The organism is Actinomadura rubrisoli, from assembly GCF_004349215.1.
In the GTDB taxonomy this organism is placed as follows: Bacteria; Actinomycetota; Actinomycetes; order Streptosporangiales; family Streptosporangiaceae; genus Spirillospora; species Spirillospora rubrisoli.
This window is the reverse complement of the sequence record NZ_SMKU01000025.1, coordinates 1-23,844: the sequence shown is the minus strand read 5'-3', so window position 1 is coordinate 23,844 and position 23,844 is coordinate 1. Positions and strand designations below refer to the sequence as shown.

Here is a 23,844-nt window from a genome sequence, read left to right as displayed (position 1 = left end):
ACGCGACGACCGGCCGCCCTCCTGCGGCGGGCCGGGAATAAGGGCCGTTCCGTAAGCGATCTTGTTGCGGGCCCGCGCTGCGCGGTGCCGGTGGGCTGATGAGGGAGAACGGTGCGAGGTAGGGCCTTGGTGATGGCGCTGGTCCTTGGGCTGGCGACGGCATGCGGTGGCGGCGACGGAAGTGGCGGGACGACGGCCAAGGGCGGCGAGGACGGCACGCCCAAGGTCTCGATCACCCCGGCGGACGGCGACGGCCGCGCCCGTCCCGACGCGGGGGTGACGGTCACCGCCGCGGGCGGCACGCTCGGCCAGGTCTCGGTCAAGCTCAAGGGCACCGAGGTCCCCGGCACGCTCTCCGCCGACAAGACGAGCTGGCGTTCCGCGTGGACGCTGACGCCGGGCGGCAAGTACCAGGTGTCGGCCACGGCGACGTCCCCCAAGGGCAAGGCCACCACCGCCACCAGCGCCTTCCGCGCCGCCAAGGCCACCGCGCTGACCACCGTCAGCAACGTGATCCCCAACCCGAACGAGACGGTCGGCACCGGGATGCCGATCCTCGTCCAGTTCAACAAGCCCGTCCCCGAGAAGGCCCGCCCCGCCGTGGAGCGCGCCATCGAGATCTCCTCGACCACCCCCACCGAGGGCGCCTGGCGCTGGCTGAGCGCGGGCGAGTCCTTCAACGGCCTGCCCTCGGTGGTCTTCCGTCCGAAGCGCCCGTGGGCGCCCCACCAGAAGGTGACCGTCACCGTCCACTACGCCGGGCTCAAGATCGGCGACAGCGTGTACGGCGACAAGGACGTCACCCGCAGGTTCCGCATCGGCGACTCCCACACCGTCAACATCAACGCCAAGACCCACCGGCTCGTCATCAGGAAGAACGGCAGGATCGTCCGCAAGTGGGGCGTCAGCCTCGGCGCGGGCGGCGACGTCCAGGGCGACGGCGTCGACCACCTGCTCACCACCAGCGGCGTCCACCTGACCATGGACCGCAGCCGCCTGGAGCGCATGCGCCCGCCCGGCAAGAAGAAGGGCGACCCCGGCTGGTACGACGAGCAGGTCCCGTGGGCGACCCGCATCTCCAACAGCGGCGAGTACATCCACCAGAACATGGACGACCCGACCTGCCTCGGAAACCGCAACTGCAGCCACGGCTGCGTACGCTCGCCCGCCGGCGACGCCCAATGGTTCTACAACTGGGCCTACCGCGGCGACCTCGTTACCATCACCGGCACCAAGCGCAACCTCGACTGGACCAACGGCTTCGGCTACTGGCAACTGCCCTTCGCCAAGTGGATGAAGGGCAGCGCCCTAGGCAAGCCCGTCACCACCACCACCCAACCCGCCTAACCCACCAGCCGAACGACTACATTGATCATCCGGCCAGAGGCGGTTCCCAAACGGGTGGGAGGCCGAATCTGGCGAGCAGGCGAGGGCCGCCACCAAAGACGGTGATGCGAGCGATGCCTCCGGGGGTCGTGGTGAGGACGCCGAGGCCGAACGCGCGGTGGGTTCCGTCGGCGTCGTGGAGGTAGGCGGCAGCGGCGGGCTGGCCGTTGGCGATGGCGGGGGTCATTCGCCAGTCCCCGGGTGATCCGCTCACCTGGGCGAGATAGCGCAGGCAGGTCGCAATGCCGGAGAACCAGGTGCGGGTGCCGACCATCTCTATCGCGGCGTCGGTGCGCAGGGCCCGCTCCAGGGCCTTGGTGTCGGCGTTCTCGAAGCCCGCGATGTACTGCTCCAGCAGCGCGCGAGCGTACGGATCGGTTGGCTCGCTGAGCCGCTCGCGTTCCGGGGCGGCCTCGTCGAGACGGGCGCGGGCCCGTTGCAGTGCGCTCTTGATCGCTGGGGTCGTGGTGCCGAGCATGGCCGCGACCTCGGCGGCCGGGAAGCCCAGCACTTCACGCAGAAGGAGCACGGCCCGCTGCCTCGGCGGCAGGTACTGCAGCCCGGCGATGAGCGCCAGCCGTAGGCGCTCGCGCGCGGCGACGATCACGGCGGGATCGTCCGCCTGCGGGGCCACCAGTGAGTCCGGGATCGGCTGCAGCCACGCCACGTCCGGGTCGGCCCCATGTTCGGGCGGAGCATCGGGGTCGTCGGCGGGAGCTCCCAGGCCGGACGGCAACGCCCGCCTGCCGCGGTTGCGCAGTGCTGTCAGGCAGGCGTTGGTGGCGATGCGGTACAGCCAGACCCGCAGCGACGACCGTCCCTCGAAGGTGCCGTAGGAGCGCCAGGCCCGCAGGTAGGTCTCCTGGACAAGGTCTTCGGCTTCGTCCAGCGATCCGAGCATCCGGTAGCAGTGCGCCAACAGCTCGCGCCGGAACGGCTCGGTGCTGCGGGCGAACTCGTGCTCGTCGGGCACCGTCCCCTCCCCCGTGGTCATGGGCCGGTCAGAGGCCGAGTTGAGGACGTACCCATTCGGCCATCCTGCGGATCGCGTCGTTGGCCTCGGGCGCCCTGCCCGCCGCCATCTGGAAGGTGTGCTGCATACCGGGGAACACGTCCAGGCGGACGTCAACGCCGGCCTTGCGCGCGTGCTCATCGAGCATGCGGGCGTCGTCCAGCAGCGCCTCGTCCCCTCCCACCTGGATGTAGATGGGTCCGAGGCCGGCCAGATCGGCGTGCAGCGGGCTCGCCAGCGGGTCACGGGGATCGCCGTCCTCGCCCAGGAACGAGGCGGCGAGCATCCGGACGGTCTCCCGGTCGAAGAAGGGGTCCCTTTCCTGGTTGGTCTCGTAGGATTCCCCGGCGGCCTCCATGTCCGTCCACGGCGAGAACGGCATCGCGGCGGCGGGCAGCGGCAGTCCCCGCTCCCGCGCTCGGAGCTGGGCGGTGATCGACAGTCCGCCACCGGAGGAATCGCCGGTGAAAGCGATCTGGGCGGGGTCGATCCCCTGGTCGAGCAGCCACCGGTAGGCGTCGGTCGCGTCGTCCACCTGCGCCGGATGGGTGTGCGAGGGGACCAGGCGGTAGTCGATGATCAGCGCCCGCACCCCGGCTGCCTTGGCCAGGTGGCCGAACAGCTTGCGGTGCGTGTAGATCGAGCCCCTGACGAACCCGCCGCCGTGCAGGCACAGCAGCACCCGGTCCTGGACGCTGCGTTTCGGCGCCAACCACATCGCGGGCAGGCCGCCCGCCTCGACCTCGACATAGTCCACACCGCGCGGCTCGGCGGTCAGATCGCCCCAGGACTCATCGTCCGGCTGCTCGGCGTCCGGCCGGGTCATCGCCAGCCGTGCCGCCGCCCAGTGCCGCTTGACCGCTTCGGATTGTTCGCTGGTCATCGTCTCTCCTCGTTCAGGCCGCGCGAGGGCACCACGGCCCCCTTGCTGAACACGAGGGCCGCGTCGGTGCCGACGAACCGAACGGCCTGTACCTCGTGGACGGCCTTCGACCCCTCGGCGTACACCTCGTCCAACACCGCGAGCACCTGGCGTTCGGCGGTCATGGTGATCCCCTTTCCGTTCTCGGGACGTGCGCCCTCACCCATACAGACCACCGCCCGCCAAAAAGGAATCGCTCGCGCACCGCTCCCGGCAGCAGCCCCTCAGCCACACCCCCGATCACCCGCTCCGCCAAGCGATGGGCTGCGATGTCCCGTTTCATCGGCCGGCCGTGAGCCGGGAGATGATGGCGGGGGCTTGCTGTTCGAGCCAAGTTGCGGCGCGTGGCAGCCGGACCTTCACTCCGTTGTCCCAGAAACCCCGGAACACCGGATCGGCGTCAGCGGCCGCGCGAGAGGTGAGGTGGAATCGGCGGATCATCCGGATGGCCAGCGGCACCAGGTCATGGCGTTGCCGGTCGGTCATGCCGTAGGCGTCGGCGAACACATTGACCCGGTGCGGGATGTCGGCGTCGGCGAAGGCTGGCGAACGGTCTGCCGGATGGAGCAGGGGTGCCCACCAATAGAGGGCGTTGGCGATGTCGTAGACCCTGGTGGTGGGCTTGGCGAGATCGAAGTCGATGAGTGCCGTGGGAAGGCCGTCGCAGAAGACTACGTTGCCGGGGCAGTAGTCCCGGTGGCTGACCAGTTCGGCTTCGCCGTCCACGGGTGGGACGTGGACGGTGTCGGCGCCGGGGAGGGCTCCCCAGATCGCATCCGCAGGCGGGGTCCAGCCCTGTGCGGCTTGGTGGAGTCGACGGATGAGCCGGGCGAGCGCGATGAGGACGTCCTCCCCTGAGGTCTCGGCAGGAAGTGGTTCTCGTGGGACCTCACCTGGCACGAAGGACAGGACTTCCCTGCCTTGCTGGTCGATGCCGAGAGGTTGCGGGGCGGCGGAGAACCCGGCTTGGTGCAGGTGTGCGAGATACGCCTGGACGGTGAGGGTGAACGGGCGGACCGGGCGGCGGACAGTCTCTCCAATGCGCACGATGCCTTGGGTGACGCCGTCCCCGATGAGCGGCGTCTCGGTTTGATCCACCGGACCTCCTGATCGAACTCGCTGAGACGGGCCAGGTCACCGACCTCCGATTCCGCGCGTTGAAGTAGTCCCGCATCGGGTCCGGGATATCGGGTATCGGGACGCCATACGACGGCCCAAGAAAATCTTGCCTTGAAGGAGGAAAAAGTGTCCGTCCTTCCAGAACCCGGGAGCACGCAGTTCAATGATCTATTAGAGGAAGATGATCAGTTGGAGCGTCCTCCGTGGTCGCTTGATGGCAGGGTCGCCTTGGTCGCGTCGGCCAGTCGCGGGATCGGCCGTGCCATTGCCCAGGAGCTCTCTCAATGCGGTGCCCGCGTAGCGATCACCGCGCGCAACTCTCCGGCCCTTGAACAGGCCGCGGAGGAGATCCAGAAGCAGTCCGGCAATCCGGTGCTGGCGGTGGCGGCTCACAGCCGGAAGGAGCAGGAGCGGCGTGCCGCCGTGGACAAGACCGTCGACGCCTTCGGACGTCTGGACATGCTGGTGTACAACACCGGGATCAATCCTGTCGGCACCACTCCGGCGATCGACCTCGATCTCGACTCCGTCCGCCGGATGTTCGACACCAACGTGCTGGGTGCCCTTGGATACGCCCAGCTCGCCTGGCACGCCTGGATGGAGGAGCACGGCGGGTCGATCCTCATGATCACCACCGTTGGGGCCTCCGGCACATGCCGTCTGGCCGCCTACAGCGCGACCAAGGCCGCGCTGCAACGGCTCACCCTGGACCTGGCCGACCAGCTGGCGCCCAAGGTGCGCGTCAATGCCCTCGCCCCGGCCTTCGTCCAGACCTCGTTCATGGACTCGGTGTCCGAGATGCCGCACTCCACGGTCGCGGCGAGCTACCCCATGAACCGGGTCGGCGAGGTCGCCGACGTCGGCCACGCGGCGGCGTTCCTGCTGTCTCCCCAGGCATCGTGGATCACGGGGACCGTGCTTCCCATCGACGGCGGCAAGAGCGTTGCCACCATCACCCACGACCGGGCTCATCCTCCGATGGACCGTCCCGTCCACTAGAGGCCGGGGTGCAGTCCGGCCCGTCACGCCACAATTGACCGGCGGAACCGGCGGCGAGATGGTCGGCGTAGAGCGCGACCTTCCCCTGGATGACGTCCAGCGCGTCCTGCAATTCGGCCATTTGCCGCCGCACTTTCGTCTCGTGCAGGCGCAGAATCTCGAACCGCTCGGCCTCGTTGCCCGGGCCCTGCCGGACCAGTTGCGCGTACCGGCGAATGTCCGGCAGGGACATCCCCGAAGAGCGCAGCTTCACGCAGACCTTCAACCAGCCGACCTCCCGCTCGGTGAACACCCGCCGCCCCGCGCCGTTGCGCCGCACCGGTGCCGCGAACAGACCCTCCTGCTCGTAGAACCGCAGCGTGTGCGCCGACAGGCCGGTCAGCGCGCTGACGTCGCCGATGGTCAACACCGTCTCTGGAACAGCGGTCATGCGGCTCAGTATAGGAATTTGACTTCGAGTCGACTCGAACTCCTACCGTCGGAGCGATACACCGATGGAAGGAAGCACAGTGGCCAGAACGTGGTTCATCACCGGCACCTCCTCGGGATTCGGACGGCTGCTCACCGCGCGGCTGCTCGACCGGGGCGATCGGGTCGCCGCGACGCTTCGCAGGCCGGAGGCTCTCGACGACCTCCGCAGTGACCGTCTCTGGGTGGCACGGCTCGACGTCACCGACGCGGGCCAGGTCCGGCGCGTCCTGGACGAGGCGTTCGCGGCCCTCGGCACCGTCGATGTGGTGGTCAACAACGCCGGGTTCGGCCTTTTCGCCTCGGTGGAGGAGGCCGCATACGAGCAGGTACGGCAGGTGATCGACACGAATCTGCTCGGCTCGATCCACGTCATCCGCGCCGCGCTGCCCCATCTGCGCGCGCAGGGGCACGGCCGCATCTTGCAGGTCTCCAGCGCCGGTGGCCAGACGACGTATCCGAACTTCAGCTACTACCACGCGGCGAAGTGGGGCATCGAGGGCTTCTGCGAGACCGTCGCCCGCGAGATCGAGCCGTTCGGCATCGGCCTGACCATTGTCGAGCCGGGTGCGACACCGACCGGCTTCGGCAGCGCGCTGGCCACCGCGCCGGCCATGCCCGAGTACGACCAGGGACCGGCCGGCGACACCCGGCGAGCCGTCACGGACGGGACGTTCCCGCTGGTCAACGATCCCGAGAAGATCGTCGACGCGATGATCGACCTCGTCGACCGCCAGGACGTCCCGTTGCGGCTGCCCCTTGGCCCCGACACCTACCAGGACGTCCGCGCATCACTGGCCGCACGTCTCGCCGAACACGACGCACACCGCGAAACCGCCCTGGCCGTGGCTCGCGACGACCTCGTAGCGTCGGAGTAGCCGGGCGATGCGCGTGATCTCGTTCGCGCCGTAGACCGCGCTCGGCGTTCACCGGCCCGATGATCATTTCGCCGGAGGACGGCGGAGGCTGGGACGGATCAGGCCGGTCTCGTAGGCGACGATGACGAGCTGGGCGCGGTCGCGAGCGCCGAGTTTGGCCAGCAGGCGGCTGACGCGGGTCTTCGCCGTCGCCAGGCTGACATGCAGGTTCCCGGCCGCGATCACTCTGATCGCGTTCAGCAGATCGCCGGGCGGGGTGTCCTTGAGCAGGAAGCCGCCGGCCCCGGCGCGCAACGCCGAGAAGACGTACTCGTCCAGGTCGAAGGTGGTGAGGATCAGGATGCGGGTGTAGTCGTTCTGCGGCGACGCGGTGATCCGCCGGGTCGCTTCGATGCCGTCCATGGCGGGCACGCGGATGTCCATCAGCACGACGTCCGGCCGTGTACTGGCGGTGAGTTCCACGGCTTCGGCTCCGGTCGCGGCTCTATCCCGGACGGCGGAACCGCGGACGGAGGCGCGGCGCCCGACGTGCTGAGGCGGCCCCTATGGACCAGCCGCCGGACGAGAATGCCCCGGCGCGGCGGGTTGCCGCGCCGGGGCCGGTAACCGGTCAGGTCGCGGATATCACGCTCTCGATCCATTCACGGTGGACGGTCACGTCGCTGTAAATGCCCAATCCCGTCCTGCAGTCGGGGAAGTCGGGTGGCCCATTGGGGTAGTCGACCCGGCTGAACGCGCCGATGAGGCGCCAGCCGCCGGCGGTCTGGTGCAGCAGCGGCCCGCCGGAGTCAGCGAAGCACGGGCCCGTGCGGGTGTCGGGGTTGCCGGTGCACACCTCGTTGTCGGGGTGGATGGGGGCCGCCACGTTCACGCATGCCGCGGGTTCGCGGACCGCCGAGTCGAGCTGTTGCAGCACCTCGGGGACGTTGGCGTCGCCGCAGCCCGTGTTGGGTCCGGGCGCGGTGCATCCCCAGCCCAGCAGCCGGGTCGGGGTACCGGCGGGCTGCCGGACGTCCAGGGGGACCGGCGCGTTCGGGACCGGCTCGTCGAGCCGGACCAGCCCGACATCGAAGTTGTCCGGGCTGCCGCCGGGATACAGGACGATCTGCTCGGCACCGCGGGCGCTCCCGTCCCGGTCCTTGCGGAGGCTTCCGATGCGGAGCCGGAGGTCCTCGGGCCGCATGCCTTCGTCCACGCAATGCAGCGCGGTGACCACCCATTCGGCGTTGAGCAGGCTGCCCCCGCAGAAGTGCTCTCCCTGGCGGTCTTGCAGGGACGCCATGAACGAATACGGCTCGGTCGCGTCCTTCCCACCGATGATCGCGGTGGAGACCTTGTCGTCCGGTCTGGGCGGGTCGGGTTCGGCCTGCGCGGTCGGCGCGGCGAGGCCGAGCCAGAGCAGCGCCGCGGCCGACGCGGCCAGCGTCAAGTGGAGGTTGCGCACGGTGAAGTCCTCAATCCGTTTGATGATCGTGCGTCTCCGACGCTAGAAGCCCCCGGCACGGCGGACGATCCAGCCACCGCGACGATTCCCGGTACAGAAGCCTGTACCGGCCGCGTCCGACACGGCCCGCGCGACGCTCACCGGCGGGCGCCGCCAAGGTCGCGGCAGAGTCGCTCTACGTGGTCCCGGGTGATGTGCGGCATGGCGACGAAGTGCGTGCGGTCGCCGGAGTCGAGCAGATGCCAGTCCCGCAGCACCCGCTCGGAAGGCCGGTCGAAGCTCACGATGACGGAATGGGGGCAGCGCCGCGGTTCGGCGCCGCCGGCGGCCAGGAGCCGTTCGGCGTACTCGGCGATGTCCAGGCAGTGGCGTGCCCGCTCGGCGAGCCCGTCCCGGCCCAGCCTGCGCAGGGCCCACCAGATCAGCAGCGGGTTCAGGCCGTTGCGCGATCCGGTGAGGGTGTGGTCGTCGGTGTCGACCTGGGGCAGGTAGTGGCGGACGCCCTCCAGCTGCTCGCGCCGGGCCAGCACGATCCCGCTGGGCACCGGGAGCCCGATCATCTTGTGCCCGCTCACCGCGACGCTGTCGGCGCCCGCGTCGAAGGCCCACGGACCGTACCCGTCGATGAAGGGAACGATGAGACCGCCGAAGGCGCCGTCGACGTGCAGGTGCAGACGCTCGACCCCGGCGCGGCGAAGGGCGGGCCGGATCGCGGCCACGTCGTCGGCGGCGCCGGTCATGGTCGTTCCGACGGTGGCCAGGACGACGGCGGGACGGCCGGGATGGCGCCGGCACGCGTCTGCCAGGGCCTCGATGTCCATGCCCCCGTCGGCGCCCACGTCCACCTTGGTCACGTCCATGCTGAACAGCGCCGCGAACTTGTCCACCGAGTAGTGGGCGTCGGCGGACGCGTAGAACACCGCATCGGGATAGCGGCGGATTCCCAGCCGGACACCGAAGATGTTGCTTTCGGTCCCCCCGTTGGTGATGTATCCCTCCACCTCTCCCGGCTCCGCTCCGGCCACGCCGGCGAAGAAGTCCAGGACCGCGCGCTCGAAGGGCTTGGTCGACATCTGATAACCGCTGGGAGTGTACGGGCTGCCGACATTGTTGAGGGAAACGGCCAGGAAATCCGCCAGCGGCCGGTAGTCGAAATCGAGGTTGACGGGAAACCCCACCAGCCACTGCCGTCGCTCGATGCCCCATTCCGCGATGCGGCGCAGTAGTTCGTCATCGCTGCGTCCCGCGCCGGGGGCCGGGCCATCGGTGATCTTCAGGTCCCCGGAGTCCGGCGACAAGGGGGGCGGCATGCCCTCGGTGGCGTAGTCGTCGTGCTCACGGCTGTTCATGACGGCGCTCCATGGGCGGCCGGGTCCAGGCCCGTCCACCCGGCCCGCGGAAGCCCGATCCGTGCTGACTGGATGGAACATCACAGAACATCGGCTGTCAACAACGGCCGATGAATTGGTCATGTCCATTCGGTACACTCTTCCTGCCAACGGTCAGGGTTCACGGGTGGCCTGGCGAGAGGAAATATCACATGGCCGCGGACGTGACCGTGACCGCCGACCGCGCGTGGGACGGTGAATCGGAGAAACTGCGCGGATACACCGAGGTGCGCATCCGCGACGGCCACATCACCCACGTCTTCGGCGAGCGGCAGCGGCGGGACGGGAGAGAGGCCGTCGACCTCGGGGACGTGACGCTGCTTCCCGGCCTGATCGACTGCCATGTCCATCTGGTGACCCAGCACGAGGGTCCGGTCTCGGCGGCGCTGAGAGCGCTTCCGGCCCTTCGCGACCTCCTTCACAACGGCTTCACGACCGTCCGGGACCTGGGATGCCCCATCGAACTGCCGGTCACCATCGAACTGCGCCGCGCGGTGGACGACGGCCTGGTGGAAGGGCCGCGGCTCAGCGTGGCCCCGCAGATGATCTCCGCCAGCGGAGGCCACGGCGACCTCACGCCCGTGGGGTCGGCCCGCCGTCCGCGCGAGGGAGCGGTGGCCGACGGGGAGGCGGAGATCCTGCGCACCGTGCGCGAGCAGGCGCGGGCGGGTGCGGACTGGATCAAATTCGCCGCCAGCGGCGGGTTCACGTCGCCGGTCGACGGCCCACGGGAACTGGGGTTCACCGAGCAGGAGGTCGGGGCCCTGGTCGCGGCGGCCCGCGACCGCGGCCTCCCCACCGCCTGCCACGTCTTCGGCGACGCAGGAGTGCGCCGGGCCGTGACCGCCGGTGTGTCCACGATCGAGCACGCCACGCTGGCCTCGGACGAGACACTCACCCTCATCGCCGACCGGCGCATACCCGTCGTCCCGACCCAGTACGCGGTCAGCCACTTCCTTGAGAGGCTCGACGACGACTCGTTCTGGCGGGACGAGCGGGAACGGGCGAAGTTCAGGACGCACGCCCAGGATCTCCGCGCAGGGCTGACCCGCATCGCGTCCAGTGCCGTCGAAATCGCCTTCGGGACCGATGCCGGGATGTTCGAGTACGCCGCCAACTGGCGCGAGTTCCCCACCCTCGTCCGGTCGGGCGTGAGTCCCCTGCGCGCTCTGCGGGCGGCGACCACGATCGGCGCCCGTGTGCTCGGGCGCGAGGACATCGGCCGCCTCGAACCGGGTTGCCGCGGCGACCTCGTGGCCGTCCCGGGGAACCCGCTCGACGACATCGAGGTGATGGGCGACGTCCGTTTCGTCATGAAGGACGGGACGATCCACCGCTGCCCGGTCCAGACCTCGGGCGGCGGTGGACGTTAGCAGGTCAGGAGGCTCGGGGACGCCTTCTGGGACGGACGGGGCCAGCCGCTCGTACGGGGTGCCGGGCATGGGCGAATGCGCACCTTGTTCGCGGGACGGAGGTGTCGTCAGGTACACCCCCTGCTCGGGCCCTGAGCCCAGTGCCGCCCCCGGGCCGCTCCGGCAGTGTTGATCACGTCAGGCCCGCACCGCCCCTGGAGGCACCCGATGCCACGCATCCGCACCCTGTCCGCCGCCGCTGCCGTCGCCGCCGCGGGCGCCGTGCTCACCACGACCGCCGTCGCCCCCGCCGCGAACGCCGCGCCTTCGCACGGCGGAGGCGGGCTCGACCAGCGCGTCCAGGCCGCGGCGGACCGGCTCGTGGCCGACGGGGCGCCCGGCGTGATGATCATGACCCGCCGGGGCGACCGCGTCTCCCACATCAACGCCGGCGTCTCCGACAAGGCCACGGGCCGTCCCATGGACCACCGGCTCCTGATCCGCGCCGCCAGCGTGACCAAGTCGTTCACCTCGACGATCATGCTCCAGCTCGCCGCCGAGCGGCGGCTCTCGCTGGACGACACCGTCGAGAAGTGGCTTCCCGGCCTCGTCCAGGGCAACAAGAACGACGGCTCCCAGATCACGATCCGCCAAGTGCTCGCGCAGTCCAGCGGCCTGAACGACTACACGCCCGACCCGCGGATCATGACCGACCCGAAGCGCGAATGGAAGCCGGCCGAGCTCGTGGCGATCGCCGTGGAGAAGGAGCGCCTGTACGAGCCCGGCAAGGGCTGGAACTACTCCAACACCAACTACATCCTCGCCGGAATGATCATCGAGAAGGCGACACACCACCGGGTGGGCACCGAGTTCAAGCGCCGGATCTTCGGCCCGCTCAAGCTGCGGCACACGTTCTACCCGACGACGAGCAGCGCCTTCCCCGGCCCGTACGTCCACGGCTACTACGGCGAGTTGGGGGACGTGAGCACGGCGATCAGCACGTCCAGCGCCCGCACGTCCGGCGGCATCATCTCCACCGTGGACGACCTCGCCCGCTTCCACCGGGCCCTGTTCACCGGCCGGATGCTGCCCGCCCGCGAGATGCGCGAGCTCAAGACCGTCCAGCCCGTGAACGACGACGGCACCGTGGAGGACTACGGCCTCGGCGTCGCCCGGATCGCGTTCCCCTGCGGGGACGCGTGGGGCCACGACGGCGGCTTCCCCGGGTACCGCACGTGGACCTACACCAGCGCCGACGGCCGCAGCCAGGCCGTCATCACCTACAACTCGTCCTCGCTGGAGTACGACAAGCGCTTCCGCGCCGACCTCACCAAGGCCGCCGAAACCGCCTTCTGCTCCTAAGTCGACAGTGCCCCCCGCACGGCGCACTTGTCAGCAGCGGCCGCGTTCTGTCGGTATCGAGGTGGCCCACCTGCGCCCCGCCGCCCTGAGCCGAGCAGGGCGGGAGAACTGGGATAATTCCGGGATGAAACACGCTCGGGGGCGCTCGTTCGGCACGGCACTGGCCGCAGTCGCGATCATGATGGCCGGTTGCGATGCGGAACCCGCCGCCGCACCGCCCGCCGCCACACCGTCCGCGACCACACCCTCCCATCTCCTGGGCTTGGACGTGGCACCCGGCGATCCGAACCCGGTGACCCCGCCGCCCTGCTCGCCGGACGGCATCTCGGTGACGGCGCGCGAGCCGGACGCCGCGATGGGCCTGCGCGCCATGGCGGTGACGCTGCTCAACTGCGGGAAGAAGCCGTACCGCCTGAACGGCTACCCGGCGCTGCGCGTCCTCGACGAGAACCGCCAGCCGTTCGATGTGAAGATCGTGCGCGGCCCCACGGAGGTGAAGGACCCCGGCCCGAAGCCACTGACACTGCGCCCCGGCCGCTCCGCGCAGGTGATCGTCGTATGGCGGAACACGGTGACCTACACGGAGACGACCGCGGTGAAGGGCACCTACCTGGAGCTCGTCCCGTCCCCCGGCCGCCCGCCCCAGACCGTCCGTCCGAACGGCTCCCTGGACCTGGGCACAACAGCCCTCCTAAAAACAACAGCCTGGTCCCCCACCACCGCAAGGTAACGAGAGGGAGGTTCGGACGTCGGTCAGGAGTTGGTGTGCGGGGTCAGGTCGGTTTGCGGGCCTCGATCAGGTGGCGGGTCGAGTGGGCGATGAACGGGCCGTCGCGGCGGATCCGCGCGTCCAGCTCGCGCAGCCGGTCGCGGTGGGCCTCCGCGGTGAAGCCGGGGACCATCCAGATCACCTTCCGCAGGAAGTAGACGACCGCGCCGATGTCGAAGAACTCCATGGGCAGCCGCTCAGCCTGGAGGTTCACGATCTCCAGTCCGGCGGCGCGGGCGTCGGCGATCTCGGTGTCGGGGCGGCGGCCCTCGCGGGCCTCGGGCTGAGGCCCGAGGAAGTACTCGACCAGTTCGAAGACGCTGGCCGGGCCGACATGCTGAGCGAAGTACGTCCCGCCGGGCGCCAGGACGCGGGCGATCTCGCTCCACCAGATCGTGGCCGGGTGGCGGCTGGTGACCAGGTCGAACGCCTCGTCGGCGAACGGCAGCGGCGGCTCGTCAGGGTCGGCGACCACGACCACGCCGCGACGATGCAGCAGCCGGGTGGCCTTGGCGACGTTAGGAGGCCACGACTCTGTCGCGGCCATTGTCGGCGGTAGCTCGGCGGCCTCGTTCAGCACCTCCCCACCGCCGGTCTGAATGTCCAGCCCCGCTGTGGCCTGCGCGAACCGCTGGGCCACCTGCCGGGCATACCCCCACGACGGCCGTTGCTCGGTGGCCCGACCGTCCAGCCACGAGAAGTCCCAGCCGTCGACCGAGACGGCCTCCGCCTCGGCCACCAGGTCGTCAAAAGTCCGGTCCATGACACCATCACCCCAGCTCACCGGCACCCCCGGGCAAGCACCTCACCCCATCCATGATCACCATAGCCGACGTACGGCTTTGTGAACTGCACGTATCACCCGGATATCAATTGACATCCGTGACGTCCCACGCCCACTAAGGTGAGCGTGATGGACATTCGGCTTCAGGACGCGTTCCGGCCGGTCGCACATGATCTCGCGGCGGCCGGATACGCGGCCGAACTCGCGAGTGATTCCCTCGGCATGAAAGACGGAATGCTCCGTGCCGACCTGCGCATAGACGGGGAACGGCTCGGCATTGTGGCGGTGGACCCGGCCTGGGATTCGGCCATCTCGACTCGCCAACTCGCCGAACAAGCCCAAGATCTCATTCTGGAGTACGTGCGTCCGGGGCACGGTGCCCCGATGTGGCCCGAATGCCGCCCTGGCCACCCCCATCCCATGACCCTCGCCAGGGAGATCGAATCCGCAACGTGGACTTGTCCAAGGGATCCGGACTATCAAGCGCCCGTGGGGACGCACCCAGGCCTGATTCCCTGAAGTAGGGCGCCCGCGACGATCGCCATGAGGTGCTCCGGACGGGAGTTTCGTCCGAAGAGGCCAGCGTCACGACGCGAGCCCCCGCCGCCGTGGCGGCGGAGGCACCGCTCTCGTGCTATTTGCCGGACAGGGAGAGGAGTGGCGCCGGGTTCTTGAACACGTGCAAGGACGTGTAGTCGCCCGATTCCAGGAGGGTGGCTATGTCTCTTATCTTATTCCCATACCTGCGTGGCGCAAGAGCCTCGGCGCCTACGACAAGCAGCTAAGGGTCCGCCTCATCGACGCCGATTATGATCCACGACTCGGCCTGCGGGCCATACACCGTGACGCGCAAAAGAGATACGAGCCAGGTGAGATCCTGTGATCGTTGCTGATGACGTCGGCGGCGTCCACGTCAAATACCTCTACCATTGCCGCCGCCAACTCTGGCTCTATCTACGCGGCGTCCGACCCGAGCACCTGAGCAGCATCGTGCAACTCGGCGAAGCCGTCCATGAAACCTCATACACGCGCAACACCCCCCATAGACCTCGGTGCCGCAAGGCTCGACTTCATCGACGGTCAACATTGGGTCCACGAAGTCAAGTCATCGACGCGCCCCACCTCCGCCGACCAAGCCCAAGGACGGCATTACTGCTACCGACTCCAACAGATCGGCATCGACGCCCAAGGCGCCATTCTGCACTACCCCAAAACCCACCCAACCCATCGCCACCCCTACACACCAGAAGCCGCCCGCGAAGCGCAGACCGACATCACCGAAGTACTCGCCGTCGCCGCAGCACCCACCTCGCCAGCCCAGCTGGCGCATTCTGCCTGCCGAGGAAGCAGCTTCACCGACTACTGCTGGACGGAATGACATGCCCGCCGCCGCACGCACCTACTGGCTCACCAGCACCTGCCGAATCCGCCGCAAAGACGAGTCACTCGTCATCGAACGCGAATCCGCTGGCAAGGTTCACATTCCCGTCACCGACGTCCGAGACATCGTCGCCTGCGCTGAGACCGACATCAACACCTCCGTTGTCGCACTCCTCAACCGCCACCGAATCAACGTCCACATGCTCAGCTACTACGGCGACTACGCCGGATCACTTTTCACCTCCGAGACCAGCACGTCCGGCGAAACCGTCCTCGCCCAAGCTCGACTTGCCGACAATCACGCAGCCGCGCTACAAATCGGCCGCAGCATCATCGACTCAACTGCCTTCAACGTCCGCCGCATCATCGACCGAAAACTCCTCGCGCGTCCATATGACGTATTGCAGAAGAGTCTCAAATCTGCCACGAACTCCGCTCACCTCATGGGCGTTGAGGGGGCGTTCCGTAGGTCGGCCTGGGAAGTCCTCGACACCAAAGTTCCCGACTGGCTTCAGCTTGGGGGCCGCAGCCGCCGCCCACCAAAGAATGCTGGCAACGCGTTCGTCAGCTACGTGAACGGCATCGTTTACGCCCGAACCCTGACGGCGCTGCGCCTGACACCTTTGCACACCGGCATCGCCTTCCCTGCACAGCAGCATGGAACGCCAGCGCCACTCCCTGGCCCTCGACCTATCGGAGATGTTCAAACCCCTCTTCGCCGAACGTTTGCCCCTGCGGATGGCCTCACGAAACCAACTCAAAGAGCATCACTTCGACAGTGAAGCCAACCAGGCGATGCTCAGCGAAAGCGGTCGCAAGCTCGTCGTCCAGGCCGTGCGCGACGAACTGGCCGTCACCGTTGCCCACCGCGCCCTTGGCCGCCCTGTCGCCTATGACGAACTCCTCTACCTCGACGCACTCGCGCTGACCCGGCGATGCCTCGAAGGCACCCCCTACAAACCATTCCGGATCTGGTGGTGAGAGACACGCCGTGCACGTCATCGTTGTCTACGACACCGCCGTCGAGCGCAACCCCCGTATCCTGCGAACCTGCCGCAAGTACCTGCACCACGTCCAACGAAGCGTCTTCGAAGGCCAGGTCAGCCCGGCCCAACTACGCCGCTTCCAAGCAGAGGTCGAAACCCTCCTGGACCTCAGCTACGACAACGTCATCGTCTACACCTTTCCACCAGGCACAACCCCCATCCGCCACACGTGGGGCGCCGCCGAACCCGCCCCCACAGACATCCTGTAAGCGGCATCAACCCGCGCACTCCATGCGGAATTGATCAAACAGTTTTCAGCGACACACCGGGCTCGTCTGCACTACCGCCGTCCTCATCGCCCCTGCGAGGGTTCGCAAAAGGCCGGCGACGACCCGGAGGGGTACCTGTGGGGGTCCTCATCGCCCCTGCGAGGGGTTCGCAACACCATGGTCCCCGATGGGTGCAGTTCCTTTGCAGGGATCTCCTGCGTGACCATTGATTCGCGGGTCGGCGTCCAGCCGTTCTGTCCCGCCGGCCGAGTCCGGGAGGCGGACCAGGGAGCGCGCGACGGTCGGCCTTGTTCCCGTACTCGTGCGTCACCTGCGTCTTGACCATGGAGCGGTAGGACGGCGGGCCCCGGCGTGCGCCTGGCCCGATCTTCCGCATCCCCAGCTCGGCAGCTCCCTGCAAAAGGAACTACACCCGGGTGGTACGGGCGAGGCCCAGATCAGCTCGCGGTGCGCGGTCGCGGTGCCGATCCCGAACGCGGCCGCCAGGCGGGCAAAGGTGTCGTTGCGGCGCAGGTGCACCAGCACCAGCACCAGCAGCGCCTGGCGGTGGGAGCTCAGCGCCCGCCACCACGACCCGATCCGGGACCGGTGCTCGCGCACCGGATCGGCGACGAAGGTCAGGGTCGGGCGCGACAGATCGAGCGCGGCACGGTAAAACAGCACATGAAGCTCCTGCGCGGACAAGGTTGATCTTGGTCGACAACCTCATCTGGCAGGAGCTTCACTCATTCCACGGTCATACCCATCGCCTGCAATCAGCCCGTGACCTGCACACTCAGGTTGGAATCACCTCAGTCTTTCACGCCTGGAGCTTCCAGAAGGTCCGCGCTCGGGTCGAACTCCGCTGATTCAGGGGACCGCCCACCTCCGTCCGAGTCCTCTCTCTCGATGGCGCGGAAGTCGACATACCTCAGCACTATCAGTGTCAGTAGGACTGGCCCGAGGCCGCCGATGACGAACAGCCACGTACCGAAGTGCCGCGCCCCGCCGATCCCGGCGAGGGTCATGGAGATCGGAACCAGGACGAGCGACCCTAGCCAATCGATACTGATAATTCTGCCGCGCACATTGTCCGGCACACGGGTCTGAACCAGCGTGGACCAGTAGACGTTGCCGGCGGCGGAGAAAAAGCCGAAAACGATGCCGAGCAGCAGCAGGACTAGAATGCTGGGGGCGAACGCCATCCCGGCGAGAGGAAGAGCGCTTATGGTCCACGCGAGCAGCATGAGAAGGGGATATCGTCGAGGCAGTGGCCGGGAGGCCACCCACAGCGAGCTCATCGTCGCGGCCACGCCAAAGGAGATCAGTACGAGCCCATAGGAGCGGGGCCCTCCATGCAGGTCATCGTGGATGAGGAAAGGCAGCAGGACGGAGCGAGGCCCCGTCTGCAACAGCAACAGGAGCCCCGCCCAGGCTATCAAAATCCACAACCACCGCTGCGAAGCAAGGTAGGAAAGCGCCTTTGCGTACGATACCTTCTCGGCATTGTCATCGTCGGCACCGCGGGAGTGCAACGGCACCACTCGGCCCGCGAATACGGCCGCCAGGGCGAAGCTCGCGGCGTTGAGGGCGATAACAGTGAGGGAGCCGAAGACGGCGACGAGCGTTCCTCCGAGAGCGGGTCCGCCCAGTCTCAGCACCACATTGCGCAGTACCGTGTCCAAGGCGTTCGCCGCGTGCAAATCCTTTTCGGGGACGAGGTCGGGAGTCATAGCGTCCAGGGCAGGACCGGAGACGGCGGCGGAGGCGCCGAGGACGAACGCGGCGGCCGTGAGCTGCCATACTTGAAGCTGCGATGCCAGGTGCGCCACGACCAGAAGCGCCAGCGTGACGAACGCCGCCAGATGGGCGAAGACCACCACGCGCGTACGCGGATACCGGTCCGCGAGGGCCCCGCCGGCCAAGACGAACAGCACCAGGCCAACGGACTCCGCACCGACGGCGGCGGCCAGTTCGTCGGGCCCTCCACCGATATCGATGATGATCCATGGGATCGCGACAAGCCATACGCCATCTCCGATCATGCTGATCAGGCCGGAGAAGAAGAGGTTTCGAAAAGGCGCATGTCTGAGAGGTGAGAATGCATTGGACATGGGTGGGCAGTACACCCTTCACGCGCACGGCCGAGGGCCGATCGAACAGTTGCGGGGCTAGGTTCAGGCGTAGGTCCCGGTTCAGACGGCGGCCTTGCTCGGCTTTCTCCGCCGTAGGGCGACGCGGATGAACTTCCCGTCCGGCCCCTGGACCATCATCACCGCCGGGGTGGCGTGCTGATTCGGCATGCTCCGCAACTGCAGTTGGTCAGCGGACTGCTGTTCGTAGAATGCCTTGGGGGCAGGCACCACATTCGGCTCCAGCGCGGGAATCGGCCGCTTCTGCCTGGGCCAGTCGATCACATCGTTTCCCGGTCGGTAATCGGCCTGGTCGACCGGCAGGAAGGTGCGCGGTCGGTTGACCGTGTACACCTTCTCGATGGACTCGAACGCGTGCCCCACCCCGGGCGGGATGAGGAGATAGCGCTGCGGATCGGGAATGAACTCATAAGAGGTCTCCCGGCCGAAGGTCGGTGAGGAGGCACGGGTGTCGATCAGATGGACGGTGACCTTCTGATCGCGCGGGCCGAGGAACGTCAGCCGGTCCTCCTGCCCCAGATGGATGCCGTAGGCGTCGTTGCTGTACCCCTCTTCACCGTGATCGATGAAATAGAGCGGAGACCGCTCGAGCAGTGCACTGAAACCCGACTCCGGGCCATTGTGCACGACCGAGTGCGCGACCCATCCCAGGCCGGGGATGTCCGCCACGGGCTCCCATTGCCGCGTTTCGAGCCGGTTCAGCCGCTTGCGCAGTTCGATCCTCCTAAGGCTCCCGTCCGCCAACTTCACTTCGCGGGTGACGGGGTACTCGTGGCTGATCTGCGGGATCATGGCGCGTTGCTGCGCCGCCACCAGGTCGTACCACAGTTGGCTCGCGGGGTGCTTGTTCGGCGCGAAGAAGGGGAGATCATCGCCCTTGACATCGAGCGGCAGATTGATGATGTCCGCGTCAGGCTGCCACTTCAGTGCGCCCCGGACCCACTCCTGCGGATCGGGGAGGAACATCTCGTAGGTGTTGATGGTGTTGACGAATTCGAGGCCGTCGAAGGTGTGGGCCACGCCCGGCGGAATGTAGAGGGCGCGGGCGGAGGTGGGGTTCCAAGTATGGACCTCCCTGGTTCCAGCGGTGACCGAACCAGCACGAGTGTCGATGAAGTGGCCCGTAATGGTCCCCGAGGACGGCCCCAGGAAGGTGAGCTGATCGGCCTGCCCGAGGTGGATGCCGTAGTGCCCATACGAGAACCTGGTCTCCCCGTGGAAGACGATCGTAGCCGGACGTAGATGCGGGAACGGCACCACGTAGGAGTTCTGTCCGTTATCGATTCGCCAGTTGTCCCGCCAGGTCAGACCGTCGATCGCGAAACTCATGCTTGCCCCTTTTGACTGCTGCCGCTGGATTCTTGCCGCGGGAACGCCGGCCCGAGCGGGCGGGAACCAGGTTGTGCCCGCCCGGCCCGGCGCATTCGGTGGACTCTTCGAGTCAGGCGAGGACTTCGACGTCGTACCCGGCGGCCTCAGCCGCCGCCCGCAACTCCTCGATCGAGGTGGTGGGCAGTTCGTCGAAGATCTCGGCGACCATGAACGCCTTGATGCCGGCCAGAGCAGAGGACAGGCGCTGCGCTTGGTCGGCCTGGCCCTGGAACTTGGAGAAGGCGAGGTTGGTCATCAGCGACTGGAGTGCGGCGTCACCGGAGTCGGCGGCCTGGCGCAGTGCTTGGAGCGTGTCGTCGGTTACCCCCGACCAGTCGGCGTCGTGCTCCGCGCCTTGCGCGTACAAGCCGTCCAGCAGTTCCTTGGCCGGGATGGAGGCGGCAGATTCCGCCATGGGATTCCTCCTGTGGATGAGGCCCTGTGACGGGGAGATGGATCTATTGCACTCCCCGTCCTCGGTCAAGCCGACCCTAGGTCGAGCTCGCGGTATCGGGAAGCCGGTGCCCCTTCCACCAAGACGGTAGATCATTCTTTGCTATTGACAAACAAAATTTGGAATGGTAACTGAAATTGTCAATACCGCTTTTTATGTGACCGCTATTGCACGGTAGGTGACTCGGTCATGGCTTCGATATAGGCCGTGAGCGAGCGCGTGTAACTCGGAAGGTGGCGGACCAGCGCCCCCAGCGCCAGTGCCGCGGCCTCCCGCTCCCTGCCGAGGTCAACAAGCGCCAGCGCAAGGAAGGCGATAACCGCGTCGTCCAGGTCATCGGAGCCGTTCGACCGCTCCGCGAGAAGCATGTCCGCACTGGTCGTCGGGTCGCCGAGCGTGCGCAGGGTACTGGCCATCTGGATGACGGCCTGCCGCCGCCGCCCGTTGCCCAAGCCCCCGGAAAGCGCCATTCGGTAAAGGTCGACCGCCTCCACTCCCATGTCCGTCGCGTCATATGCGGAGGCTTGCTCGAAATGTGCGACCGGATGATCGGCGGGGAGTTCGCTGGTCAGTTCTTTGATCATCGAACGAAAGTCGGCGGGATCGTGGTCGTCGAAGGCGTCCCAAAGAGCCGCACACCGCTGCTCCCATTCCGCGCTCGGGTCGGTGTTCATACTCGCAGCTTCTCAGACTCCGGCATCGCCGGGCGGAGCGTTGGCGAGTCTGACGTCGACACATGACCATCGGTTGACAGGTCCATCTTGATCTTCACGCGGAGGGACGAGGTGGCCGCACCGATTCCGCGGTCGAGTGCCCGGGCCCGCGAGCACCGGTGTCAGACGTGACCGGAAACGGCCATTTCGATGCGCTATCAGGCCGCGAGTACTCGCCGTGCGGACGGGGCTTCGAGTCGACGAATCCGGGTCACCGCCTCATCCCCCGTTTGTGTGCGACGGCACGAGGCTGCTGCCGCGATGCTGGGGGTCGAGCCGGAACCGATCTGCCAGCCGACCGGCCCAGCACCGTTCACGACCGCCAAGAGTCATTCGTCCGGGCGCCATTTCGGCGGTAGGCGAAAAATGGCAGCGTACGAGCGGGCCCGATGCGAGCACCGGTCCCGGATCGGGTCGTGGTGGCGGGCGCTGAGCTCCCACCGCCAGGCGCTGCTGGTGCTGGTGCTGGTGCACCTGCGCCGCAACGACACCTTTGCCCGCCTGGCGGCCGCGTTCGGGATCGGCACCGCGACCGCGCACCGCGAGCTGATCTGGGCCTCGCCCGTACCACCCGGGTGTAGTTCCTTTTGCAGGGAGCTGCCGAGCTGGGGATGCGGAAGATCGGGCCAGGCGCACGCCGGGGCCCGCCGTCCTACCGCTCCATGGTCAAGACGCAGGTGACGCACGAGTACGGGAACAAGGCCGACCGTCGCGCGCTCCCTGGTCCGCCTCCCGGACTCGGCCGGCGGGACAGAACGACTGGACGCCGACCCGCGAATCAATGGTCACGCAGGTGAGGAGATCCCTGCAAAGGAACTGCACCCGTCCCCGATTGGGGACGGAGAGCACGTGTCCTCATCGCCCCTGCGAGGGTTTGAAGTGCCGTGATCTTCTGGGCAGCTCCCCGGCTGGGCTAGCCGTTCATCGCGGCGGTGAACTCTCTGATAGCGCCCATCGAGTTTTGTTCGTCCGGAGAGCCGGTCAGTGCCAGCCGACCGCGTTGAACAGCACGCCGCGGCGGTAGGCGGCCAGCCCTTCGGCGGTGTAGGGGTAGGTTGCTTCGGGGAGGGCGTCGAAGGGGAACCAGTCGATCTGTGCGCATTTGTGTGGTTCGGCGTTGTGGGGCTCGCCTTTCCAGTGCCGTGCGGTGAAGAAGACGCCCATCCGGGCTTCGCCGCGGCTGTTGCGGTAGTGGCACAGGTGGACGAAGTCGAGGTCGTCTTCGGTGATGTGGACGCCGATCTCCTCCAGGCCCTCGCGGACGGTCGCGTGGGTGACGGTCTCGCCTGCTTCGAGCTTGCCGCTGGGCAGGTTCCAGCAGCCGTCGGCATACCCGGTGCCCTGGCGTTGGGCGAGCAGGACCTTGCCGTCGCGGACCAGGATCAGCATGGCGTCCACGACGCAGGTGTAGGGGGCTGGTTTGGCCTGTGCGTCGGCTGGGGTCATAGGCCGGTCAGGCTAGCGCGGGGATCACGCCCTGGGTCGTCAGACGCGCGGAGATCCATCGGACGCGGTCGGCGGTGCTCAGCTTCTCGGGGACGGTGATCGGGTCGAGGCGCGCGGCCGCCAGCTCGGCGCGCAGCAGCTCGTCCAGCTGGTCCTGCTGTCCGGCGACCTTGTCGCGGAACCGGTCGCCGCGCGGGCGGGGGTTGAAGGCGTCGGCGGTGTAGACGACAGCGTCATACAGCTGCGCGGTGGCGCGGCCCAGGTGCGCCATGGCGTCCAGGACGGCCCGGTCCTCGATGGGCAGGAGCATCCGGGCGTAGGCGACGGCGTTGAGCAGGGTCTTGTCGCAAATGAGGAGCTGGTGGTGGCGGGCGGTACGGAGCTGGGCGGTGAGCTGTGCGCCGAGCGCGTCGAGTTCGGCCACGACGTCGAAGGTGCCGACGTGGTGCAGAACGATGTCTTCCATGAAGGGGCTGACACGGGCGGGTTCGCCGGTGCAGGCGACGTGGACGCCGTGTTCGCGGTAGTGGCTGGTAAGGGCGTGCACCAGGGTGGTCTTTCCGCTGGCGTGGGTTCCTTCGATGGCGATGACGGTGCAGTCGCGTATCGGCACCGGGCCTCACAGGGGTGGGGGCTTACAGGAGCGCTTGGAAGGTGGGGGAGGTCAGCCAGCCGATGCCGTGGCCGGCGAGCTGGTCGTGCAGTCGCCGGTTAAGGTTCACCGTGCCGGTCCAGTGCAGGTGGCCGGCGGCGCGGGCGGCGACGTAGGCGGCCGACAGTCCGTGCCGCAGGTTCAGCACGGTGATGGGCTCGCGCGCTTCGGGGTTGTGGTCGGTGAGCCAGCCGTCGCGGTGCAGCGTGGTCATGGAGCGGCGGGCCAGTTCGGGCTGAGTGACCTCCAGGGCGAGTTCGCCGCAGACGTCGACCAGGCGTCGGCTGGTGCCGGTCAGGATGTCGCCGACGTCGTAGCGGGAGTCCACCACCGTGCGGTCGGCCAGGGCGGGGGTGGTCTTGCGGGTGTGCCAGCGGTCCCGCAGGGCTTCGACTGACCGCAGGGGGCGGGTGCTGGCGTTGCGCAGGATGGCCAGGTCGCTGGAGACCTGGTGGCCGATGATCAGATCCGCGGTGTCGAGCATCGCGGCGATGGCGGTGTCGGCGGCGTCGATGAGGTCTTGGGTCTGCCCGGGGC

The 23,844-nt window shown here is 67.9% G+C and carries 27 protein-coding genes and 2 pseudogenes; 12 read left to right on the top strand and 17 right to left on the bottom strand.

Translation table 11 applies throughout. The features are described from left to right. Positions 1-132: 132 nt before the first annotated feature. The gene (locus tag E1298_RS08170; RefSeq protein ID WP_165975365.1) at positions 133-1,347 is read left to right on the top strand and encodes a L,D-transpeptidase; all 1,215 of its coding nucleotides are present in this window, start codon (positions 133-135) and stop codon (positions 1,345-1,347) included. Between the two features lie 25 nt (positions 1,348-1,372). Here E1298_RS08170 and E1298_RS08165 read toward each other — a convergent pair whose 3' ends face one another. The 4 genes from E1298_RS08165 to E1298_RS51765 form a co-directional block, all read right to left on the bottom strand. Further along, positions 1,373-2,380 carry a sigma-70 family RNA polymerase sigma factor gene (locus E1298_RS08165; RefSeq protein ID WP_131890603.1) on the bottom strand — a complete coding sequence of 336 codons (1,008 nt, stop codon included), beginning with the start codon at positions 2,378-2,380 and terminating at the stop codon, positions 1,373-1,375. A gap of 7 nt (positions 2,381-2,387) precedes the next feature. Next, positions 2,388-3,281, bottom strand: coding sequence for an alpha/beta hydrolase (locus E1298_RS08160; protein WP_131890601.1), 894 nt, complete (start codon positions 3,279-3,281; stop codon positions 2,388-2,390). Next, positions 3,278-3,445, bottom strand: coding sequence for a hypothetical protein (locus tag E1298_RS47925; protein ID WP_165975364.1), 168 nt, complete (start codon positions 3,443-3,445; stop codon positions 3,278-3,280). The genes E1298_RS08160 and E1298_RS47925 overlap by 4 nt, the downstream gene beginning before the upstream one ends. A 154-nt stretch (positions 3,446-3,599) precedes the next feature. Beyond that, positions 3,600-4,046, bottom strand: coding sequence for a phosphotransferase (locus tag E1298_RS51765; RefSeq protein ID WP_424923083.1), 447 nt, complete (start codon positions 4,044-4,046; stop codon positions 3,600-3,602). Between the two features lie 519 nt (positions 4,047-4,565). Between E1298_RS51765 and E1298_RS08150 the strand changes: the two genes are divergently transcribed. After that, positions 4,566-5,438, top strand: a complete 873-nt coding sequence (locus E1298_RS08150; protein WP_243725446.1) for an SDR family oxidoreductase — start codon at positions 4,566-4,568, stop codon at positions 5,436-5,438. On the opposite strand, the gene E1298_RS08145 is transcribed toward E1298_RS08150, so the two are convergent. Beyond that, positions 5,392-5,868, bottom strand: coding sequence for a MerR family transcriptional regulator (locus tag E1298_RS08145; RefSeq protein ID WP_131890596.1), 477 nt, complete (start codon positions 5,866-5,868; stop codon positions 5,392-5,394). The genes E1298_RS08150 and E1298_RS08145 overlap by 47 nt on opposite strands. Positions 5,869-5,947: 79 nt before the next feature. On the opposite strand from E1298_RS08145, the gene E1298_RS08140 reads away from it, so the two are divergent. Continuing rightward, positions 5,948-6,784 (top strand): SDR family oxidoreductase, encoded by an 837-nt coding sequence (locus tag E1298_RS08140; RefSeq protein ID WP_131890594.1) that lies wholly within the window; start codon positions 5,948-5,950, stop codon positions 6,782-6,784. 63 nt (positions 6,785-6,847) lie between these two features. On the opposite strand, the pseudogene E1298_RS08135 reads toward E1298_RS08140, so the two are convergent. The 3 genes and pseudogenes from E1298_RS08135 to E1298_RS08125 all read right to left on the bottom strand — a co-directional run. Next, positions 6,848-7,267: pseudogene (locus E1298_RS08135) on the bottom strand (response regulator); the annotation flags it as partial. 127 nt (positions 7,268-7,394) lie between these two features. Continuing rightward, on the bottom strand, positions 7,395-8,228 hold the full coding sequence (locus E1298_RS08130; RefSeq protein ID WP_131890589.1) for a S1 family peptidase: 834 nt from the start codon (positions 8,226-8,228) through the stop codon (positions 7,395-7,397). Between the two features lie 137 nt (positions 8,229-8,365). Next, positions 8,366-9,577, bottom strand: coding sequence for a histidine decarboxylase (locus E1298_RS08125; protein ID WP_165975363.1), 1,212 nt, complete (start codon positions 9,575-9,577; stop codon positions 8,366-8,368). A gap of 191 nt (positions 9,578-9,768) precedes the next feature. Between E1298_RS08125 and E1298_RS08120 the strand changes: the two genes are divergently transcribed. From E1298_RS08120 to E1298_RS08110, 3 genes are all read left to right on the top strand, one after another. Next, the gene (locus E1298_RS08120; RefSeq protein WP_131890584.1) at positions 9,769-10,989 is read left to right on the top strand and encodes a metal-dependent hydrolase family protein; all 1,221 of its coding nucleotides are present in this window, start codon (positions 9,769-9,771) and stop codon (positions 10,987-10,989) included. 207 nt (positions 10,990-11,196) lie between these two features. Further along, positions 11,197-12,330, top strand: coding sequence for a serine hydrolase domain-containing protein (locus E1298_RS08115; RefSeq protein ID WP_131890581.1), 1,134 nt, complete (start codon positions 11,197-11,199; stop codon positions 12,328-12,330). A gap of 124 nt (positions 12,331-12,454) precedes the next feature. After that, positions 12,455-13,060, top strand: a complete 606-nt coding sequence (locus E1298_RS08110) for a DUF4232 domain-containing protein (RefSeq protein WP_131890579.1) — start codon at positions 12,455-12,457, stop codon at positions 13,058-13,060. A gap of 43 nt (positions 13,061-13,103) precedes the next feature. On the opposite strand, the gene E1298_RS08105 is transcribed toward E1298_RS08110, so the two are convergent. Then, positions 13,104-13,862, bottom strand: coding sequence for a class I SAM-dependent methyltransferase (locus E1298_RS08105; RefSeq protein ID WP_131890576.1), 759 nt, complete (start codon positions 13,860-13,862; stop codon positions 13,104-13,106). A 150-nt stretch (positions 13,863-14,012) separates the two neighbouring features. Here E1298_RS08105 and E1298_RS08100 point away from each other — a divergent pair, with 150 nt between their 5' ends. The 5 genes and pseudogenes from E1298_RS08100 (at position 14,013) to cas2 (ending at position 16,518) form a co-directional block, all read left to right on the top strand. Beyond that, a complete protein-coding gene (locus E1298_RS08100; protein WP_131890573.1) occupies positions 14,013-14,402 on the top strand; it encodes a hypothetical protein in 390 nt (129 codons plus the stop codon). A gap of 360 nt (positions 14,403-14,762) precedes the next feature. Next, positions 14,763-15,261: pseudogene (locus E1298_RS08095) on the top strand (CRISPR-associated protein Cas4). Between the two features lies 1 nt (position 15,262). Next, positions 15,263-16,045 (top strand): CRISPR-associated endonuclease Cas1, encoded by a 783-nt coding sequence (cas1, locus tag E1298_RS08090; RefSeq protein ID WP_279497952.1) that lies wholly within the window; start codon positions 15,263-15,265, stop codon positions 16,043-16,045. Then, entirely contained in the window at positions 15,963-16,244 is a 282-nt protein-coding gene (locus tag E1298_RS50230; RefSeq protein WP_279497949.1) for a CRISPR-associated endonuclease Cas1, read from the top strand. The genes cas1 and E1298_RS50230 overlap by 83 nt, the downstream gene beginning before the upstream one ends. Before the next feature lie 10 nt (positions 16,245-16,254). Next, positions 16,255-16,518: a CRISPR-associated endonuclease Cas2 gene (gene cas2 / locus E1298_RS08085; protein WP_131890570.1), complete on the top strand. Its 264-nt coding sequence runs from the start codon at positions 16,255-16,257 to the stop codon at positions 16,516-16,518. Positions 16,519-16,845: 327 nt separating this feature from the next. Here the strand turns inward: cas2 and E1298_RS51760 are convergent, their stop codons facing one another. The 5 genes from E1298_RS51760 to E1298_RS08060 form a co-directional block, all read right to left on the bottom strand. Next, positions 16,846-17,202 (bottom strand): transposase family protein, encoded by a 357-nt coding sequence (locus tag E1298_RS51760; RefSeq protein ID WP_165975362.1) that lies wholly within the window; start codon positions 17,200-17,202, stop codon positions 16,846-16,848. Positions 17,203-17,330: 128 nt separating this feature from the next. After that, complete coding sequence (locus E1298_RS08075; protein WP_131890565.1) at positions 17,331-18,632, bottom strand: MFS transporter; 1,302 nt, start codon at positions 18,630-18,632, stop codon at positions 17,331-17,333. 81 nt (positions 18,633-18,713) lie between these two features. Continuing rightward, positions 18,714-20,000 (bottom strand): dTDP-4-dehydrorhamnose 3,5-epimerase family protein, encoded by a 1,287-nt coding sequence (locus E1298_RS08070; RefSeq protein WP_131890562.1) that lies wholly within the window; start codon positions 19,998-20,000, stop codon positions 18,714-18,716. Positions 20,001-20,112: 112 nt separating this feature from the next. Next, positions 20,113-20,457: a hypothetical protein gene (locus E1298_RS08065; protein WP_131890560.1), complete on the bottom strand. Its 345-nt coding sequence runs from the start codon at positions 20,455-20,457 to the stop codon at positions 20,113-20,115. A gap of 203 nt (positions 20,458-20,660) precedes the next feature. Further along, positions 20,661-21,170 carry a tetratricopeptide repeat protein gene (locus tag E1298_RS08060; protein ID WP_131890558.1) on the bottom strand — a complete coding sequence of 170 codons (510 nt, stop codon included), beginning with the start codon at positions 21,168-21,170 and terminating at the stop codon, positions 20,661-20,663. A gap of 405 nt (positions 21,171-21,575) precedes the next feature. Between E1298_RS08060 and E1298_RS51755 the strand changes: the two genes are divergently transcribed. Further along, on the top strand, positions 21,576-21,890 hold the full coding sequence (locus tag E1298_RS51755; protein WP_165975361.1) for a transposase family protein: 315 nt from the start codon (positions 21,576-21,578) through the stop codon (positions 21,888-21,890). A 300-nt stretch (positions 21,891-22,190) separates the two neighbouring features. On the opposite strand, the gene E1298_RS08050 is transcribed toward E1298_RS51755, so the two are convergent. From E1298_RS08050 to E1298_RS47915, 3 genes are all read right to left on the bottom strand, one after another. Continuing rightward, entirely contained in the window at positions 22,191-22,655 is a 465-nt protein-coding gene (locus tag E1298_RS08050) for an NUDIX hydrolase (protein WP_131890553.1), read from the bottom strand. 7 nt (positions 22,656-22,662) lie between these two features. Beyond that, positions 22,663-23,268, bottom strand: a complete 606-nt coding sequence (locus tag E1298_RS08045; protein ID WP_131890551.1) for an AAA family ATPase — start codon at positions 23,266-23,268, stop codon at positions 22,663-22,665. A 22-nt stretch (positions 23,269-23,290) separates the two neighbouring features. Continuing rightward, positions 23,291-23,844, bottom strand: a 554-nt coding sequence (locus tag E1298_RS47915) for a hypothetical protein (protein ID WP_165975360.1), incomplete at its 5' end; no start/stop codon positions are given.

What these genes read in the sequence shown, in the direction of transcription:
- E1298_RS08170 (WP_165975365.1), top strand. Translation starts at nt 133, where the DNA reads ATGGCGCTGGTCCTTGGGCTGGCGACGGCATGCGGTGGCGGCGACGGA.
- E1298_RS08165 (WP_131890603.1), bottom strand. Translation starts at nt 2,380, where the DNA reads ATGACCACGGGGGAGGGGACGGTGCCCGACGAGCACGAGTTCGCCCGC.
- E1298_RS08160 (WP_131890601.1), bottom strand. Translation starts at nt 3,281, where the DNA reads ATGACCAGCGAACAATCCGAAGCGGTCAAGCGGCACTGGGCGGCGGCA.
- E1298_RS47925 (WP_165975364.1), bottom strand. Translation starts at nt 3,445, where the DNA reads ATGACCGCCGAACGCCAGGTGCTCGCGGTGTTGGACGAGGTGTACGCC.
- E1298_RS08145 (WP_131890596.1), bottom strand. Translation starts at nt 5,868, where the DNA reads ATGACCGCTGTTCCAGAGACGGTGTTGACCATCGGCGACGTCAGCGCG.
- E1298_RS08125 (WP_165975363.1), bottom strand. Translation starts at nt 9,577, where the DNA reads ATGAACAGCCGTGAGCACGACGACTACGCCACCGAGGGCATGCCGCCC.
- E1298_RS08120 (WP_131890584.1), top strand. Translation starts at nt 9,769, where the DNA reads ATGGCCGCGGACGTGACCGTGACCGCCGACCGCGCGTGGGACGGTGAA.
- E1298_RS08115 (WP_131890581.1), top strand. Translation starts at nt 11,197, where the DNA reads ATGCCACGCATCCGCACCCTGTCCGCCGCCGCTGCCGTCGCCGCCGCG.
- E1298_RS08110 (WP_131890579.1), top strand. Translation starts at nt 12,455, where the DNA reads ATGAAACACGCTCGGGGGCGCTCGTTCGGCACGGCACTGGCCGCAGTC.
- E1298_RS08105 (WP_131890576.1), bottom strand. Translation starts at nt 13,862, where the DNA reads ATGGACCGGACTTTTGACGACCTGGTGGCCGAGGCGGAGGCCGTCTCG.
- E1298_RS08100 (WP_131890573.1), top strand. Translation starts at nt 14,013, where the DNA reads ATGGACATTCGGCTTCAGGACGCGTTCCGGCCGGTCGCACATGATCTC.
- cas1 (WP_279497952.1), top strand. Translation starts at nt 15,263, where the DNA reads ATGCCCGCCGCCGCACGCACCTACTGGCTCACCAGCACCTGCCGAATC.
- E1298_RS50230 (WP_279497949.1), top strand. Translation starts at nt 15,963, where the DNA reads ATGTTCAAACCCCTCTTCGCCGAACGTTTGCCCCTGCGGATGGCCTCA.
- E1298_RS08075 (WP_131890565.1), bottom strand. Translation starts at nt 18,632, where the DNA reads ATGTCCAATGCATTCTCACCTCTCAGACATGCGCCTTTTCGAAACCTC.
- E1298_RS08070 (WP_131890562.1), bottom strand. Translation starts at nt 20,000, where the DNA reads ATGAGTTTCGCGATCGACGGTCTGACCTGGCGGGACAACTGGCGAATC.
- E1298_RS08065 (WP_131890560.1), bottom strand. Translation starts at nt 20,457, where the DNA reads ATGGCGGAATCTGCCGCCTCCATCCCGGCCAAGGAACTGCTGGACGGC.
- E1298_RS08060 (WP_131890558.1), bottom strand. Translation starts at nt 21,170, where the DNA reads ATGAACACCGACCCGAGCGCGGAATGGGAGCAGCGGTGTGCGGCTCTT.
- E1298_RS51755 (WP_165975361.1), top strand. Translation starts at nt 21,576, where the DNA reads ATGGCAGCGTACGAGCGGGCCCGATGCGAGCACCGGTCCCGGATCGGG.
- E1298_RS08050 (WP_131890553.1), bottom strand. Translation starts at nt 22,655, where the DNA reads ATGACCCCAGCCGACGCACAGGCCAAACCAGCCCCCTACACCTGCGTC.